The sequence below is a fragment of the Streptomyces sp. NPDC021356 genome (assembly GCF_040641015.1).
Taxonomy (GTDB): Bacteria; Actinomycetota; Actinomycetes; order Streptomycetales; family Streptomycetaceae; genus Streptomyces.
Map to the genome: position 1 here is coordinate 218906 of NZ_JBFACU010000007.1, position 15917 is coordinate 234822.

15 protein-coding genes and 1 tRNA gene are annotated in these 15917 nt (G+C 72.2%); 6 read left to right on the forward strand and 10 right to left on the reverse strand.

Annotation, left to right across the window (positions count from 1 at the left end; translation table 11 throughout):
- Nucleotides 1-23 precede the first annotated feature (23 nt).
- Nucleotides 24-97 (reverse strand) — tRNA-Thr (locus tag AB0G56_RS11825).
- Between the two features lie 262 nt (nt 98-359).
- Between AB0G56_RS11825 and msiK the strand changes: the two genes are divergently transcribed.
- From msiK to AB0G56_RS11840, 3 genes are all read left to right on the forward strand, one after another.
- Complete coding sequence (msiK, locus tag AB0G56_RS11830) at nt 360-1496, forward strand: diacetylchitobiose ABC transporter ATP-binding protein MsiK (protein ID WP_360967362.1); 1137 nt, start codon at nt 360-362, stop codon at nt 1494-1496.
- A 326-nt stretch (nt 1497-1822) separates the two neighbouring features.
- A complete protein-coding gene (locus AB0G56_RS11835) occupies nt 1823-2272 on the forward strand; it encodes a hypothetical protein (protein WP_360967365.1) in 450 nt (149 codons plus the stop codon).
- 187 nt (nt 2273-2459) lie between these two features.
- The gene (locus AB0G56_RS11840; RefSeq protein WP_360967368.1) at nt 2460-3191 is read left to right on the forward strand and encodes a nucleotidyltransferase family protein; all 732 of its coding nucleotides are present in this window, start codon (nt 2460-2462) and stop codon (nt 3189-3191) included.
- Nucleotides 3192-3275: 84 nt separating this feature from the next.
- Here the strand turns inward: AB0G56_RS11840 and AB0G56_RS11845 are convergent, their stop codons facing one another.
- The 7 genes from AB0G56_RS11845 to AB0G56_RS11875 form a co-directional block, all read right to left on the reverse strand.
- A complete protein-coding gene (locus AB0G56_RS11845; protein WP_360967371.1) occupies nt 3276-5057 on the reverse strand; it encodes a DoxX family protein in 1782 nt (593 codons plus the stop codon).
- A gap of 147 nt (nt 5058-5204) precedes the next feature.
- The gene (gene rlmB, locus AB0G56_RS11850) at nt 5205-6146 is read right to left on the reverse strand and encodes a 23S rRNA (guanosine(2251)-2'-O)-methyltransferase RlmB (protein ID WP_360967374.1); all 942 of its coding nucleotides are present in this window, start codon (nt 6144-6146) and stop codon (nt 5205-5207) included.
- A 158-nt stretch (nt 6147-6304) separates the two neighbouring features.
- Nucleotides 6305-7705, reverse strand: coding sequence for a cysteine--tRNA ligase (gene cysS / locus AB0G56_RS11855; RefSeq protein ID WP_360967376.1), 1401 nt, complete (start codon nt 7703-7705; stop codon nt 6305-6307).
- A 385-nt stretch (nt 7706-8090) separates the two neighbouring features.
- Nucleotides 8091-8495 (reverse strand): PPOX class F420-dependent oxidoreductase, encoded by a 405-nt coding sequence (locus AB0G56_RS11860; protein WP_360967379.1) that lies wholly within the window; start codon nt 8493-8495, stop codon nt 8091-8093.
- A gap of 99 nt (nt 8496-8594) precedes the next feature.
- The gene (gene ispF / locus AB0G56_RS11865) at nt 8595-9110 is read right to left on the reverse strand and encodes a 2-C-methyl-D-erythritol 2,4-cyclodiphosphate synthase (RefSeq protein WP_360967382.1); all 516 of its coding nucleotides are present in this window, start codon (nt 9108-9110) and stop codon (nt 8595-8597) included.
- The gene (ispD, locus tag AB0G56_RS11870; protein ID WP_360967385.1) at nt 9100-9864 is read right to left on the reverse strand and encodes a 2-C-methyl-D-erythritol 4-phosphate cytidylyltransferase; all 765 of its coding nucleotides are present in this window, start codon (nt 9862-9864) and stop codon (nt 9100-9102) included. Before ispD ends, ispF begins: the two co-directional genes overlap by 11 nt.
- A 355-nt stretch (nt 9865-10219) precedes the next feature.
- Nucleotides 10220-10702, reverse strand: a complete 483-nt coding sequence (locus tag AB0G56_RS11875; protein WP_003953493.1) for a CarD family transcriptional regulator — start codon at nt 10700-10702, stop codon at nt 10220-10222.
- A gap of 848 nt (nt 10703-11550) precedes the next feature.
- Between AB0G56_RS11875 and AB0G56_RS11880 the strand changes: the two genes are divergently transcribed.
- Nucleotides 11551-12288, forward strand: a complete 738-nt coding sequence (locus AB0G56_RS11880; protein WP_360967388.1) for a DUF461 domain-containing protein — start codon at nt 11551-11553, stop codon at nt 12286-12288.
- 149 nt (nt 12289-12437) lie between these two features.
- Here AB0G56_RS11880 and AB0G56_RS11885 read toward each other — a convergent pair whose 3' ends face one another.
- Entirely contained in the window at nt 12438-13118 is a 681-nt protein-coding gene (locus AB0G56_RS11885; RefSeq protein WP_010358452.1) for a response regulator transcription factor, read from the reverse strand.
- Nucleotides 13115-14470 carry an ATP-binding protein gene (locus AB0G56_RS11890; RefSeq protein ID WP_360967391.1) on the reverse strand — a complete coding sequence of 452 codons (1356 nt, stop codon included), beginning with the start codon at nt 14468-14470 and terminating at the stop codon, nt 13115-13117. Before AB0G56_RS11890 ends, AB0G56_RS11885 begins: the two co-directional genes overlap by 4 nt.
- A gap of 259 nt (nt 14471-14729) precedes the next feature.
- Here AB0G56_RS11890 and phoU point away from each other — a divergent pair, with 259 nt between their 5' ends.
- Entirely contained in the window at nt 14730-15419 is a 690-nt protein-coding gene (phoU, locus tag AB0G56_RS11895; protein WP_360967394.1) for a phosphate signaling complex protein PhoU, read from the forward strand.
- Nucleotides 15420-15639: 220 nt separating this feature from the next.
- Entirely contained in the window at nt 15640-15795 is a 156-nt protein-coding gene (locus AB0G56_RS11900; RefSeq protein WP_360967397.1) for a hypothetical protein, read from the forward strand.
- Nucleotides 15796-15917: the final 122 nt, after the last annotated feature.

The window sequence follows — 15917 nt, forward strand, 5'->3', positions numbered from 1 at the left end:
GAGTCTGACCTGGCCTTTCCCGGAGCCCCCTGTCGGATTCGAACCGACGACCTACGCATTACAAGTGCGTTGCTCTGGCCAGCTGAGCTAAGGAGGCGCGCTGGGTCGTGCCCGTGCAGTGTACCCAGGTCGCCGCCGCGGCCCGTCGAAAATTTCCGCGAAGTTCACACCCCTTCAAGTACTGACAGAGCAGGTGAACGCCAGGTACCGTCCTGTGCCAGTTCACTCTTGTGGACCACGCGAGCACCAGGGCGGGCCGTTCGGTGGGGTATTCCCCCCGGCGGGGCCCCGTCGTGGCAACCGCCTTCCTACTCGGATCGTCCGGCACGTTCCTGCCGGTAGAAGGGGGCCCATTCACCATGGCCACTGTGCAGTTCGACAAGGCGACCCGGATCTACCCGGGTTCCGAGAAGCCCGCCGTCGACGCCCTGGAGATCGACATCGCGGACGGCGAGTTCCTCGTCCTGGTCGGCCCGTCCGGCTGCGGCAAGTCCACCTCGCTGCGCATGCTCGCGGGGCTGGAGGACGTCAACGGCGGTGCCATCCGCATCGGTGACCGTGACGTCACCCACCTGCCGCCGAAGGACCGGGACATCGCCATGGTGTTCCAGAACTACGCGCTGTACCCGCACATGACGGTCGCCGACAACATGGGCTTCGCGCTCAAGATCGCCGGTGTCAACAAGGCGGAGATCCGGCAGAAGGTCGAGGAGGCCGCGAAGATCCTCGACCTGTCCGAGTACCTGGACCGCAAGCCGAAGGCGCTCTCCGGTGGTCAGCGCCAGCGTGTCGCCATGGGCCGCGCGATCGTGCGTGAGCCGCAGGTGTTCCTCATGGACGAGCCGCTGTCCAACCTGGACGCCAAGCTGCGTGTGTCCACCCGTACGCAGATCGCCTCCCTCCAGCGCCGCCTGGGCATCACCACCGTCTACGTCACCCACGACCAGGTCGAGGCCATGACGATGGGCGACCGGGTCGCGGTCCTCAAGGACGGTCTGCTCCAGCAGGTCGACTCGCCGCGCAACATGTACGACAAGCCCGCCAACCTCTTCGTCGCCGGCTTCATCGGCTCCCCCGCCATGAACCTGGTCGAGGTGCCGATCACGGACGGCGGTGTGAAGTTCGGCAACAGCGTCGTGCCCGTCAACCGCGACGCGCTCAAGGCCGCCGCCGACAAGGGCGACCGCACGGTCACGGTGGGTGTCCGGCCCGAGCACTTCGACGTGGTCGAGCACGACGGCGGTGCGGCGGCCTCCCTGTCCAAGGACAGCGCCGACGCCCCGGCCGGTCTCGCCGTCTCCGTGAACGTGGTGGAGGAGACCGGCGCGGACGGCTACATCTACGGCACCGTCGAGGTCGGCGGCGAGAAGAAGGACCTCGTCGTCCGCGTCAGCAGCCGTTCGGTCCCGGAGAAGGGCGCCACCGTGCACGTCGTGCCGCGGCCGGGCGAGACCCACGTGTTCTCCACCTCGACTGGCGAGCGCCTGACGGACTGACCGCCTGACGGGCTGACCGCCTGACGGACTGACCGCCTGACGGGCTGACCGCCTGACGGGCTGACCGCCTAGCGGGCTGACCGCCTGACGCCTTACGGCTGAAACCCCGGGCATGGCCCGGGAGATTCACCCGAGTTGACGAGAAGGGCCCCGCGAACTGCTGCGGGGCCCTTCTCGGCGTCTCCGCCCGCTCTCGGCATCACCCTGACACAGGGGACATTTCGAGCCGTGTGCGTCAACACGGCGCCCGGAGAACGGCCCTGCCGCATCCCCCGATCAGGTGACTAAATGTCGCCAAATCATCACCGGGCGCTACCCTCACTCGCGTGAAGCACTCCACCACGCAACCCACGCGACGCGGCCGGGGCCCCGCCCGCCGGATCGGCCGCTCCCTCGCCCTCGTCCTGCCCGTCGTCCTGGTGCTCTCCGGGACCCTCGCGGTCACCCGAGTCAACTGGTCGGGGAACCCCTCGAACTCGGTGCTCACCGCGTCCGACATGTCCGCGCCCAGGGCCTCCGCCCGCCATCGCGCCCCGCAGGACGTGCTGCGCGACCAGCTGCTGACGGAGCTGCAGGAGAAGGACCCGGGCGTCGCGCTCACCCATCTCCAGGAGGCGGTCGACGACCGCCCGTCGCTGGCCGGGCACTGCGCCTCGATCGCCCGCACCCTGGGCCGCGCCGCGGTCCGTATCTACGGTCCCGCCCGCGCCCAGTCCTACTCCCGCCCCGTCTGCGACACGTCCTTCGCCTCCGGGGTCCTCGCGGCGCACAGCTGAGCGCGCCGCCTCCCGCCGCCGCAGGTACCCCAGGTGTGCCCCAGGTCCTCTCAGGCGCCGCAGGCCGAGCGCCTGAGCGCCTGAGAGGACCTGGGGCCGGAACCGGGCGGGCCGGGCCGGGGCCGGGCCGCGCCCACCGCAGCCGCGGCCGCACGGCCCCCGCCGGCGTCCCACGTACAGTTCGGGCATGACCCATCCGAATGCGGCGTCCCGCCCCACTCAAGCCGTGGTCCTGGCCGGTGGCCAGGGCTCCCGGCTGCGCCCCTACACCGACGACCGGCCCAAGCCGATGGTCGAGATCCCCGGCACGGGCACCCCGATCATCGGCCATCAGCTCGCCTGGCTCGCCGAGGAAGGCGTCACCGACGTGGTGGTCTCCTGCGGCCACCTCGCCGAGGTCCTCCAGGAGTGGCTGAAGTCGGCGGCGCTGCCCGTCAAGGTGACCACGGTCGTGGAGTCGGAGCCCCTCGGCCGGGGCGGCGGCCTGAAGTTCGCCGCCGCGCACCTCCCCCACCCCGACCGGTCCTGGTACGCCACCAACGGCGACATCTGGACCCGTTTCTCGCTGCGCGACATGGCGGACTTCCACACCGAGCGGGACGCGGTCGCGACCCTCGCGCTGGCCCGCCCGCGCATCCCGTGGGGTGCCGTGCAGACGGACGGCTTCGGCCACATCACCGACTTCATCGAGGCGCCGCCTTCGACCTTCGAGATCAACGCGGGCGTCTACGTCTTCTCACCCGAGTTCGCCTCCCTGCTCCCCGAGCGCGGCGACCACGAGCGCACCACGTTCCCGCGGCTGGCCCGGGAGCGGCGGCTGGCCGGCTTCCCGCTCCCGCAGGGGTCCTACTGGCGTGCCATCGACACGGCGAAGGACCTGACGGAGGCCGCCAAGGAGCTGGCCGGACCGGGCAGGTGACACCCGCGCCGAAGGGCCCCGCACCGTGCGTGGTGCGGGGCCCTTCTGTGTGCGCGTACGGGTGATGTCCCGGGGCGCCCGGTCCTAGCCCAGCAGGCCGCCCACCAGCCCGGGCTGGCCGGTGGAGGAGCTGCCGCCGCCGGAGCCGGACGGCTGGGTGTCCCCGCCGGAGCCACCGGAGCCCGAGCCGCCGGAGCCCGTACCGCCGGTGGCGGTCCCGCCGGAGGTCGGTCCCGAGCTGGTGCTGGGCGCGTGCTGGGCCGGGGCGGAGTGGCGCGGCGGGACCCGGCCGCCGGCGCCCTGGGTCTGGCTGGGCGACCCGCCGGTGACGGCTCCGCTCTCGCGTGCGGTGCCCGGTGTGGTGGCGGGGCCGCCGGTGGGGCCGGCGGTCGTGCCGTGGTGGCTGGGCGAGGTGGAGGCCGACGGGGACCTGCGGTGCTCGGCGGTGCCGGACCGCTGCGGGAGCGGCGTGCCGGGCAGCTGGTTGCGCGGGGCCTCGCCGGGGCCGGGTACGACCACGTTGCCTGCGCCGCGCACCGCGCCGCCCAGCAGCGAGCCGACGAGCAGGGTGAGGCCGGTGACGACGACGGTGAGGAGCGCGCCGCGGCGCAGCACGTACCGGCGCAGGGCCCAGATGTCGGAGCGCGGGCCGAGCCGCCGCCAGGCGGAGGCCGCGAGCCGGCCGTCGACGGAGTAGACGGGGGCGCCGGCGATGACCAGCGGGGACCATGCGGCGAGGTAGATGATGTCCGGCGCGTCGTAGACGGGGACGGTCCGCCAGCTGACGGTGACGATCAGCGCGGCCGACAGCAGTCCGCCGACGACCGCGGCGACGCGCTGCCAGCAGCCGAGGACGGTCAGGACCCCGACGATGACCTGGAGGAAGGCGATGAAGAGGCCGGAGCCGACCGGGTGCTGGAGGGCGAACTGGCGCAGTGGCTCGGCGACTTCCCAGGGGTGCAGCGCGCTGAGCCACTTGACCATGGAGCCGCGCTTGCCGCCGTCGAAGTAGAGCGGGTCGCAGAGCTTGCCCATCCCGGCGTAGAGGGAGATGAAGCCGAGGAAGATGCGCAGCGGGAGGAGGACGACGCCGAGGTTCATCCGGCGGCCCGGGTAGTAGGCGTGGCGGGCCGGGTCCTCGCCGTGCCGCCTGCCCCGGCGGCGCCGGGCGCCGGGTGCGGTGACGTCGCGTGCGTCGGGGTCGTCGTCGTAGGCGTGGTCGTCGTAGGCGTGGTCGTCGTAGGCGTAGCCGCCGTGGGCGGGTCCGGTGCGTCCGTAGGGCGGGTGGCCGCCGTACACCCGGTCGTCGTACGCGGACTCCTCGTAGGCGCTGCCCGCGGTGCGCATCTGCGGCAGCAGCCGGGTCTCGCCGGGCTCCGGGGTGCGCTGGGCGCCGACGACGGGCGTCTCGACGGTCTGGTCGAGGTCGTGGTAGCCGGCCGCGCCGTACCCCGGGGGGGCGTCGATGCGCGGGAGGACCTGGGTGGCCCCGGCGTCGGCGGACGGTTCCTCGGTGTGGCGCACGCTGCCGCTGCGTACGGCCTGGAGGAGCCGGTGGGCGCCGGTGTCGTCGGGGGCGGACCGGCCGCTCCAGACGACCGGCCGGCGGTGGGCTGCGGCTCCGGCCCTGCCCGCCGTGCCCGCGGGCACGCGGAGGGCGGGGTCGGTGACGCTCGGATGACGGGCGACCCGCGGGGACAGGGTGCGCCGCGAGGCGGCGCCCAACTGCACGCGGAAACTCGCGTGCGTGACGATGACCTGCGCCGGATCGCTCGGCACCTTCACCATGCTCAGCGCGGGAGCGTCGTCGTATCCCGACGAGCGGTCCCCCGTGGGTGTGCGGGGTGTTCTGGTGTCCACACTCATCTAACCGAGTGACGGCGAGTTAGGACACTGCCTTGACCCGTCGGATCTGTCCGGACAGCGTCAAGGATGCGCCGGGCGTCCGGAATTGCCCGAGCGAGTGACCGTACGTACAGTCGTACGATCACTCGCCGCCGGACGGGTGGCGTCTCACCCGCGCCTGCGCGCCGCCTCGTAGAGGACGATCCCGGCCGCGACACCGGCGTTCAGCGACTCCGCGCCGCCGGGCATCGGGATCCGCACCCGGACGTCGCAGGTCTCGCCGACGAGCCGGGACAGGCCCTTGCCCTCGCTGCCGACGACGATCACGACCGGCCCCTCCAGGGCGTCCAGGTCGCCGAGTTCCGCCTCGCCGTCCGCGGCCAGCCCGACGACGGTGATGCCCGCCTTCTGGTACGTCTCCAGGGCGCGCGTCAGGTTGGTGGCGCGGGCGACCGGCGTACGGGCCGCCGTACCCGCGGACGTCTTCCAGGCGCCGGCGGTCATGCCGGCCGCGCGCCGCTCGGGGACGACCACGCCGTGCCCGCCGAAGGCGGAGACGGAACGGACGACGGCGCCGAGGTTGCGCGGGTCGGTGACCCCGTCGAGGGCGACGATCAGCGGGTCCTCGCCCGCGTCGGCGGCGGCGTCGGCCAGGTCCTCGGGGTGCGCGTACTCGTACGGCGGGACCTGGAGGACCAGGCCCTGGTGGTTGAGGCCGTTGGTCATGCGGTCCAGCTCGGGGCGCGGGGCCTCCATGAGGTTGATCTGGCCGCGCTCGGCCGCGAGCTGGAGCGCCTCGCGGACCCGCTCGTCGTTGTCGATGAACTGCTGGACGTAGAGCGTGGTGGCGGGCACGCCCTCGCGCAGCGCCTCGACGACCGGGTTGCGGCCGACGACCAGCTCGGAGGCGGAGCGGCCCGATCCGCGGCGCTGCGGCGGACGGCCCTGCGAGCGGCGGTCCTTCGCCTGGGCGGCGCGCTGCTTGACGTGTCCCTTGCGCATCTCGGCGGGGGGCGTGGGGCCCTTGCCCTCCAGGCCGCGGCGCCGCTTGCCGCCGCTGCCGACCTGCGCGCCCTTCTTGCCGGACATGCGGCGGTTGTTAGCGGCCATGACCTACCTGTCTGTTCTGTCGAGAGCGTCGGCGTACGCCTGCCGCGTACGTCTCCTACGTCTATGAAGTTACGTCTATGAAGTGTGCCGCCCGGACGCCCGGACGGCACAGCGGGCCCCCGGTGACCGGAGCGTGGTCCGGGCCGCCGGGGGGCGGGTCAGCGGGGGCCGAGGCTCCAGCGCGGACCCTGGGGGCTGTCCTCGATGACCAGACCGGACTGTCCGAGCTGGTCGCGCAGGGCGTCCGCGGTGGCCCAGTCCTTGCGGGCGCGGGCGGCCTCGCGCTGGTCGAGGACCATGCGGACCAGGGTGTCCACGACACCGTGGAGGTCTTCGCCGCGGTCGTCGCCCTCGCCCGCCCAGTGCTCGTCGAGCGGGTCGAGGCCGAGGACGCCGAGCATGGCCCGCACCTCGGCGAGCCGGGCGACGGCGGCCTCCTTGTCGTCGGCGGCGAGCGCGCTGTTGCCCTGCCGGACGGTGGTGTGGACGACGGCCAGCGCCTGCGGGACGCCGAGGTCGTCGTCCATCGCCTCGGCGAAGGCGGGCGGCACCTCGGCGGAGGGCTCCACCGGGCCGGCCTTCTCCACCACGCGCTGGATGAAGCCCTCGATCCGGGCGAACCCCGACTCGGCCTCGCGCAGGGCCTCCTCGCTGTACTCGATGGTCGAGCGGTAGTGCGGAGTGCCGAGGTAGTACCGGAGCACGATCGGCCGCCACTGCTTGACCATCTCCGAGACCAGCACGGAGTTGCCGAGCGACTTCGACATCTTCTCGCCGCTCATGGTGACCCAGGCGTTGTGCACCCAGTACCGGGCGAAGTCGTCGCCGTAGGCCTTGGACTGGGCGATCTCGTTCTCGTGGTGCGGGAAGATCAGGTCCAGGCCGCCGCCGTGGATGTCGAAGGCGCTGCCCAGGTACTTGTGCGCCATGGCCGAGCACTCCAGGTGCCAGCCCGGCCGCCCCTCGCCCCACGGCGTGGGCCAGGTCGGCTCGCCGGGCTTGGCGGCCTTCCACATGGCGAAGTCGCGCGCGTCGCGCTTGCCGGTCTCGCTGTCGGCGGAGGGCTGGCGCAGGTTGTCCAGCTCCTGCCGGGACAGCTCCAGGTAGCCGGGGAAGGAGCGCACGTCGAAGTAGACGTTGCCGTCGGCGGCGTAGGCGTGCCCGCGCTCGATGAGCGTCCGCATCATCTCGATCATCTCCGGCACATGGCCGGTGGCGCGGGGCTCGTAGGTGGGCGGCAGGCAGCCGAGTGCGGTGTAACCGTCGTTGAACGCACGCTCGTTGGCGTACCCGATCGACCACCAGGGGCGGTGCTGTTCACGCGCCTTGGAGATGATCTTGTCGTCGATGTCGGTGACGTTGCGGATGAACGTGACGTCGTAGCCGCGGTGGGTGAACCAGCGGCGCATGATGTCGAAGTTCAGCCCCGACCGGATGTGCCCGATGTGCGGGGCCGCCTGCACGGTGGCACCACACAGGTAGATCGAGACACAACCCGGCTTGAGCGGGGTGAAGTCACGGATCTGCCGGGCGCTGGTGTCGTACAGGCGAATAGTCACCACTCCAGGGTAGTGGGCCGGGGGCAGTGCCTCGCGCCCCTTCCTGGAAGCGGCGGCCCATTCGTGACCGGGCGGGCGGACCGGGGTTCGGCGGATCGGCCGGGTGCGGCGGATCGGTCCGGTGCGGCGGATCGAGTGTGGCGGGTCGGCCGGGTGCGGCGAGTCGGCCGGATGCGGCGAGTCGGCCGGATGCGGAGGATCGAGTGCGGCGGATCGAGTGTGGCGGGTCGGCCGGATGCGGCGGGTCGGTCGGGTGCGGAGGATCGAGTGCGGCGAGTCGGTCGCGTGCGGCGGGTCGGCCGGGTGCGGAGGATCGAGTGCGGCGGGTCGGCCGGGTGCGGCGAGTCGGCCGGGTGCGGCGAGTCGGCCGGGTGCGGCGGGTCGGTCAGATGCCGCCGACGACCTTGCGTGGCCGGATCCGGACGATCACCCGCTGGGAGTCCTGGGCGGAGGCCGGGTTGAACTCCGCGTACTTCTTGCCGGTGTACTTCACCGACAGCTCGTCGATGAGGTCCTGCGCGCCCTCCGTCGTCGTCTCGGCGGTGCCGCGGATCTCGGCGTACTCGTAGGGCGAGGCCGGGTCCTGGACGACGACGCTGACCCGGTCGTCGCGCTTCAGGTTCTTCGCCTTGCGGCGGTCCACGGTGGTGGAGACGAGCAGGTCGTCGCCGTCCCGCTTCACCCAGACCGGCGACAGCTGGGGGCTGCCGTCGGGCTGGACGGTGCCGACGACGACGAAGACGGGGCCGTCGAGGAGGTTCTTGAGGCGGGCGGACAGTTCTGCGGACATGGGGCACCCTCCGGGACCTCGGTCACTGGCGGGCCGGCGACAGCGCGGCGGCGACTGCGTGCTGTTCGACGGCGACTCTCCGGGTACCTTCGCACGCGCTCAGCCGGCCCGCACCACGAGCGCCGTGGCCACCGCCATCAGTCCCTCGCCCCGGCCCGGGAAGCCGAGCCCGTCGGTCGTGGCGCCGGAGACGGACACGGGCGCGCCGGCCGCCTCGGAGAGGATCTTCTGCGCTTCCTCGCGGCGCTTGCCGATCCTGGGCCGGGCGCCCACGACCTGCACGGCGACGTTCCCGATCCGGAAACCGGCCGCCCGTACGATCCGCGCGGCCTCGGTCAGCAGCGTGACGCCGGACGCGCCGGACCACTCGGGCCGCCCGGTGCCGAAGTGCTGTCCGAGGTCACCGAGGCCGGCGGCCGAGAACAGCGCGTTGCACGCGGCGTGCGCGACGACGTCCGCGTCGGAGTGCCCGGCCAGCCCCGGCCCCTCCCCTTCCCACTTCAGGCCGGCGCACCACAGCTCGCGGCCGTCCTCGAAGGCGTGGATGTCGGTGCCGATGCCGACCTGGGGCAGCGGTGGGGTCTGCGGGGCGGCGGGGGTGGTCTCAGAAGCCATCGTTGAGCCTCCGGCGGGCCAGGACCGCTTCGGCGAGCACGAGGTCGAGCGGGCGGGTGACCTTGAAGGCCTCCTCGTGACCGGGTACGGCCACGACCCGCTCGCCGAGCTGTTCGACCATGCTCGCGTCGTCGGTGACGTTGTCGGTGACGGTCTCGTGGGCGCGCACCAGCGTCGCCCGGTCGAAGCCCTGCGGGGTCTGCACGGCCCGCAGCCGTGCCCGGTCCGGGGTCGCGAGCACCGGTTCGGGGTCGCCCGCGGCCGCGGCCGGCTCGACCTCCTTGACCGTGTCGGCGAGCGGCAGCGCCGGCACGACGGCGGCGGCGCCCCCACGCACGGCGTCGATCACCGCGTCCACGGTGTCCACGGGGACCAGCGGGCGGGCCGCGTCGTGCACCAGGACGATGTCGTGGCCGGGCGGCAGCGCGTCGAGACCGAGCCGGACGGACTCCTGGCGGGACTCGCCGCCGGGCACGACGAGGAAGCGGGTCCGCTCGGGCAGCGCGTGGGCGTCGAGGAGCGAGGTGACCTCGGCGGCGCCGTCGGGCGGGGCGACCACGACCACCAGGGCGACCGCGCGGGAGGCGGCCATGGCGCGCACCGCGTGGATGAGCATGGGCGTGCCGTTCAGCGTGCGCAGCGCCTTGGGGGCGCCCGGACCGAGACGCACGCCCCGGCCGGCGGCCGGGATCACGACGGCGACGGGGGCCTGCGGCCGGGCCCCGGCGGGCGAAGGACGCGAATCGTCAGACATCGGTTCCTGTCAGGTTTGTGTTCCGGCTCGGCGTGGGTATGGCCACACCGTGCCGGGCGCGACGCCTCGACCGGACCCTTCCGTGACCTCGGTCGAGCCGATTGCCCGGGCCCGGCACACAGTAACGGGGGATCTTCCCCTCGCAGGACCGCGGTGGCAGCGGCGTCCGTGCGGGTATTGCGGGTACGACCGGATGTGACCGGGTACGACTGTGCCGCGGCACCCGGCGGCGCACATCGCACCACCGGGCACCGCGGCATGTCATGTCACCGTGCTGGAACCGAACTCGGGCGGGCGCGGACGTATGGCTGCCGCCTCGCGTCAGGATGTCCCGTATCGGTCAGGAAGCCTCGCGTCAGGACGCGAGGACCTCGTCGAGCAGAGCCTCTGCCTTGTCCTCGTTCGTGTTCTCCGCGAGCGCCAGCTCGCTCACCAGGATCTGGCGGGCCTTGGCGAGCATGCGCTTCTCACCGGCGGAGAGACCGCGCTCGCGCTCACGACGCCACAGGTCGCGCACGACTTCCGCGACCTTGATGACATCGCCGGAGGCGAGCTTCTCCAGGTTTGCCTTGTAGCGACGCGACCAGTTCGTGGGCTCCTCGGCGTACGGAGCGCGCAGGACCTCGAAGACCCGGTCCAGCCCGTCCTGACCGACCACATCACGCACGCCGACGAACTCCGCATTGTCCGCTGGCACACGTACCGTCAGGTCACCCTGGGCGACCTTCAGCACCAAGTAGGTCTTGTCCACGCCTTTGATCTGGCGAGTTTCGATGGCCTCGATCAGCGCGGCCCCGTGATGGGGATAGACCACGGTGTCGCCAACCTTGAACGTCATGTGACAGGTACCCCTTCCGTGGCTATCCAGGGTAACACGGATACGGCGTCTTCTGAATGGCGTTTTCGCAGGTCAGGGCATATCTCGGGGCTTGACAACAGCAACCGGGACGTGCTTCGGGAGGGGCGCGCGGGCCGACGGCGGGCAGGTAACCGCAGGTCGGAGGGGCTCTTCGCGCGGGGTGAAACGCGTACGTTACACACATCCGGCCGCCCGTCCAAGCGGCCGAACTTCCCGTTTTGTCTGGTTCCAGTTGCGCGACTTCCGCTACTCCGTTCGGTGCGCGCGGCGCACGGCCGCGACGTTTCCGGAATTGATCACGGTCGCCGCTCAACGGCCGCGACGGCAGTGATCAATTTCAGCCTTGCGGTGCGTATGGGGTCGCGTATGAGGCGGCGTATGGCGGCGGGTATGGGTCGCGAATTGCCTTACGGCTCGGCCTACGCGCCGTCTTAGCCTGCCTTAGGCGGTGGCCCGCCGGACGCGATCTTCCCGGATTTCCGGCGCGGGAATGCGCGGACGGTGATCGCCCGACGGTCATGGGTATGCCGGCGATGGTGACGCGTATGCCGGGCGGCGCTTATCCGAATGACGGACGACGGGGCGGCCCGGCCCCTGCGGTCCGGAACGCGCCGGAGACCCGTTCGCGGCGGGCTCCCGGACCCGCCCGGCGGGGGCTCCCCGACCGCAGTGCGGGAGCGGTGTCCGGGTGCCTGCGGACGCCCAGGGGCGGGTCGGGTGCGAGGCCGCGGGAACGGCTCGGTAACCTGAGGCCGCTGACAGACACTTAGGGCGGCTTTATAAGGGAGTCGCCCTGTACCGCCCACGTTCAAGGAGTTGCCGCCGCCGTGAGCAGCAGCCTTCGACGCGGCGCCCTCGCCGCCGCCGCCATCGCGTTCTCGATCGCCTCGCTCGCCGCCTGCGGCGCCGGCAACAACGCCCAGACACTTGAGGTCAAGCCGGACAACGCGGGCGCCAGGGCCGGGGACATCGAGGTCCAGAACGCGGTGATCATCACGCAGCCCGGCACCCAGACCAAGGGCCCGGCCGTCGTCTCGGTGACCCTCTTCAACAACGGGACCGTCCCCCAGACGCTGGACGCCATCCGCGTCGACGGCGACGGCACCGCGCAGATCACCCCCGCTCAGGGCAAGGGCAAGCTCACCGTCCCGGCGCACGGCTCGGTCGTCGTCGGCGGCAAGGGCAACGCCTCCGCCGCGCTGGCCAACCCCGGCCCGATGGTCAAGGACGGCAACGCGCAGAAGATCACCTTCAGCTTCAGCAAGGCCGGTGACGTGAGCCTGCGTGCCTTCGTCGTGCCGGCCACCAGCTACTTCGACAAGTGGGGCCCGAGCAGCATCCCGGCCGCGCCGGGGGCCCCGGGCGGCCCGAGCGCGTCCGGCTCCGGCAAGCCGGGCACGTCGAACTCCAAGAACTCCCAGGAGTCGCCGAAGTCCCCGAAGTCGCCCAAGACGTCGGAGAGCCCTCAGGGACAGAACGGCGGCACGTCGACCGGCTCGAACTCGACCGGTGCGTCGGGCACCGGCGCCGGCGACGCGGTGAACTCGGGCGGCTCGGCCTCGTAGACCACTGTGGCGCGTCCGCGGCCACTGCCGCGGTCCGTGCGGAACGCGCCGAAGGGCGGCACCCCCTGTGCGGGGTGCCGCCCTTCGGCGTAGCTCTGCGGAGTGCGCTGCGGTCTGCGGTCTGCGGTCTACGGTCTGCGGTCTGCGGTCTACGGCTCGAACTTGTAGCCGAGGCCCCGGACCGTCACCAGGTAGCGCGGGGCGCCCGGGTCCGGCTCGATCTTGGCGCGCAGCCGCTTGACGTGCACGTCGAGCGTCTTGGTGTCGCCCACGTAGTCGGCGCCCCAGACCCGGTCGATGAGCTGCATCCGGGTGAGCACCCGGCCCGCGTTGCGCAGCAGCATCTCCAGCAGGTCGAACTCCTTGAGCGGCAGGTCGACCTTGGAGCCGGACACGGTGACCACGTGCCGGTCCACGTCCATGCGGACCGGGCCGGCCTCCAGCGCCGCCGGGGTGACCTCCTCCGGCTCGCCGCGCCGGCGCAGCACCGCACGGATACGGGCGACCAGCTCACGGGAGGAGAACGGCTTGGTGACGTAGTCGTCGGCCCCTATCTCCAGGCCGACGACCTTGTCGATCTCGCTGTCCTTGGCGGTCACCATGATCACCGGGACGTTGGAGCGGCCCCGCAGCTGGCGGCACACCTCCGTACCGGGCAGCCCCGGCAGCATCAGGTCGAGGAGGACGAGGTCGGCGCCGTTGCGCTCGAACTCGTCGAGTCCGTCGGGCCCGGTGGCCGCGACGGCGACCTCGAAGCCCTCCTTGCGGAGCATGTACGACAGGGCGTCGGAGAAGGACTCCTCGTCCTCGACGACGAGCACTCGGGTCACGGAAGGACCTCCGGGGCGGTAAATGATTCGTACGGTGACGACTGTGACTGCTGTGACTGCTGTGACTGCTGTGACTGCTGTGACGGTGAAGCCTGCGAGGTCCGCGAGGACGGCGGTGACACTGTGCGGGGCTGTCCGGCCTCGGTCTCCTCGTCGAGGACGGGGTGCTCGTGCGCGCGGTCCCGGTCGCGGGCCTCTCGGGCCGCTGCCGCCTCCGGCAGCCGCAGGGTGAAGGTGGAGCCCTGTCCCTCGGCGCTCCACACCGTGACCTCCCCGCCGTGCGAGGCGACCACGTGCTTCACGATCGCGAGTCCCAGGCCGGTGCCGCCGGTGGCACGTGAGCGGGCCGGGTCCACGCGGTAGAAGCGCTCGAAGATGCGCTCCTTGTCCTTGTCGGAGATGCCGATGCCCTGGTCGGTGACGGCGAGCTCGACGAGGTCTCCGCCCGGCACGGTGATCCTGCGGGCGGCGATGCCGACGCGGGTGCGGGCCGGGGAGTAGTTGACCGCGTTCTCGACGAGGTTGCCGAGGGCGGCGGCGAGCTGGCCGCGGTTGCCCCAGACCCGCAGGTCGGCGGTGCCGCCGGTGGCCATGGTGATCTGCTTGGTGCCGGCCTGGTGGCGGCAGCGGTCGATGGCCTCGGCGACGAGTTCGTCGACGCGCACCGGCTCGGCGTCCTCCAGGGGATCGTCGTTCTGCACCCGGGAGAGGTCGATCAGCTCCTGCACCAGGTTGGTGAGCCGGGTCGCCTCGATCTGCATCCGGCCGGCGAAGCGCTGCACGGCCTCCGGATCGTCCGAGGCGTCCATCACGGCCTCGGAGAGGAGGGAGAGCGCGCCGACGGGCGTCTTCAGCTCGTGGCTCACGTTGGCGACGAAGTCGCGTCGTACGGCCTCGATCCGACGGGCCTCGGTCAGGTCCTCGACGAGCAGCAGCACCAGCCGCGACCCCAGCGGCGCGACGCGCGCGGAGACGGCGAGGGCCTCGCCGCGCCCGGTGCCGCGCCGCGGCAGGTCCAGCTCGACCTGCCGTATCTCCCCGTCCCGCCGGGTGTCCCGGGTCATCTGGAGCATGGGCTCCACGGCCAGCTTCCCGCCGCGGACCAGCCCGAGGGCGTAGGCGGCGGAGCTGGCCTTGACGACGGCGTCGGCCTCGTCGAGGACGACGGCGGAGGAACGCAGCACGGACAGGACCGTGTCCACGCCGGGCGGCAGCACCGCGTCGGTGTGCAGCGAGGTGCGCGTCGGACGCTTCTGCTCCCGTTCACTGAAGCGGAACGCCAGCATGGCGATGACACCGGTGAGCACTCCGGCGATCGCTGCCGCTGCGGCGACCGCCGCGTTCACGTCCATGCGACCAGGTTAGGCATGGCGTACGACCTGCCCGCACCCGTCCGGGTGCGACCTCGAACACTCGTCGCCCAGAGTTCACCTTGGAGCCAGCGACGGTTCACTTGAGGTGACGGAAACGGACGCGTACGAGCCGGAACGTGGGAGCGTGGGGGCCGCACCGCTGGTTGCCACGACGGGCCGCGCCGGACGTCACCGGCGGGGCCGCAGCCCCTGCAACCCCTGCAGCCCCCGGACGAAGACGCACGAGAGGGAACCGAAGATGCGGGACGCGTACCACGAGGAACTGGACTCGATCGGCGACGGACTGGTGGAGATGGCCCGGCTGGTCGGGTCGGCCATCGGACGCGCCACGACCGCCATCCTTGACGCCGATCTGAAGCTGGCCGAGAGCGTGATCGAGGCCGACCAGAAGGTCGACGAACTCCAGCACGCCCTGGAGGCCCGGGCCATAGCGCTGCTGGCCCGGCAGCAGCCGGTGGCGACGGATCTGCGGATCGTCGTCACGTCGCTGCGGATGTCCGCGGACCTGGAGCGCTCCGGCGACCTGGCCCAGCACGTGGCCAAGCTGGCGCGGTTGCGCTTCCCGGAGCGGGCGGTGCCCCAGGACCTGCACGCCACCATCCTGGAGATGGGCCAGCTCGCGCAGCGCCTGATGGCGAAGGCCGCCGAGGTGATCGTCACCAAGGACGTCGACCTGGCCCTCCAGCTGGAGCAGGACGACGACGAGATGGACCTGCTGCACCGCACCCTGTTCCAGCACCTGATCGACGACCGCTGGAAGCACGGCATCGAGACGGCCGTGGACGTCACCCTCCTCGGCCGCTACTACGAGCGCTACGCCGACCACGCGGTGGCGGTGGCCAAGCGAGTGGTCTACCTGGTCACGGGCGAGCACGCCGACGAGTTGCAGCAGGACATCCAGTCGGTGCCGAAGGTCGACGGGGCCTGAGCTCCGGCTCGGCGTGCGGCACGTGCGGCACCCGGGGCCGCGGGGCGAGTGACGGCACGGGTCGCGGGGCCTGGGCCGGCGGGTGACGGCACGGGTCCCGGCGCCGGGATGCGGCGCCGGGTTCCGGCGCCGCGATGCGGAACGAGCCACCGTGCGCCGTTGATGCGCCCGGCGGAACGGGCATGCAATGAGCGAAGGCACCAGCCTTGAGGAGGGACCCATGGCCGAATCCCCCAGCACCGCGCCCGACCCCGCCCGGATCCGCGAGACCGAGCAGCCCGCCGAGCCCAGGAACCTGCCGCTTCTCGCCGCCTGCGGCTGCGGCTCGGGCTGCGGCTGCGGCTGCCAGTCGGGCGGCCCCTGCCAGTGCGGCTGACAGAGCGGTAGACGCAACGCGAACCCACACGTCCGACTCACTCGACGCGGGGCCCCGGCGACAGCGCCGGGGCCCCGCGTCGGCGAGTGGCTGTTACCCACTTCGGGGTGACGTCGGGGCGC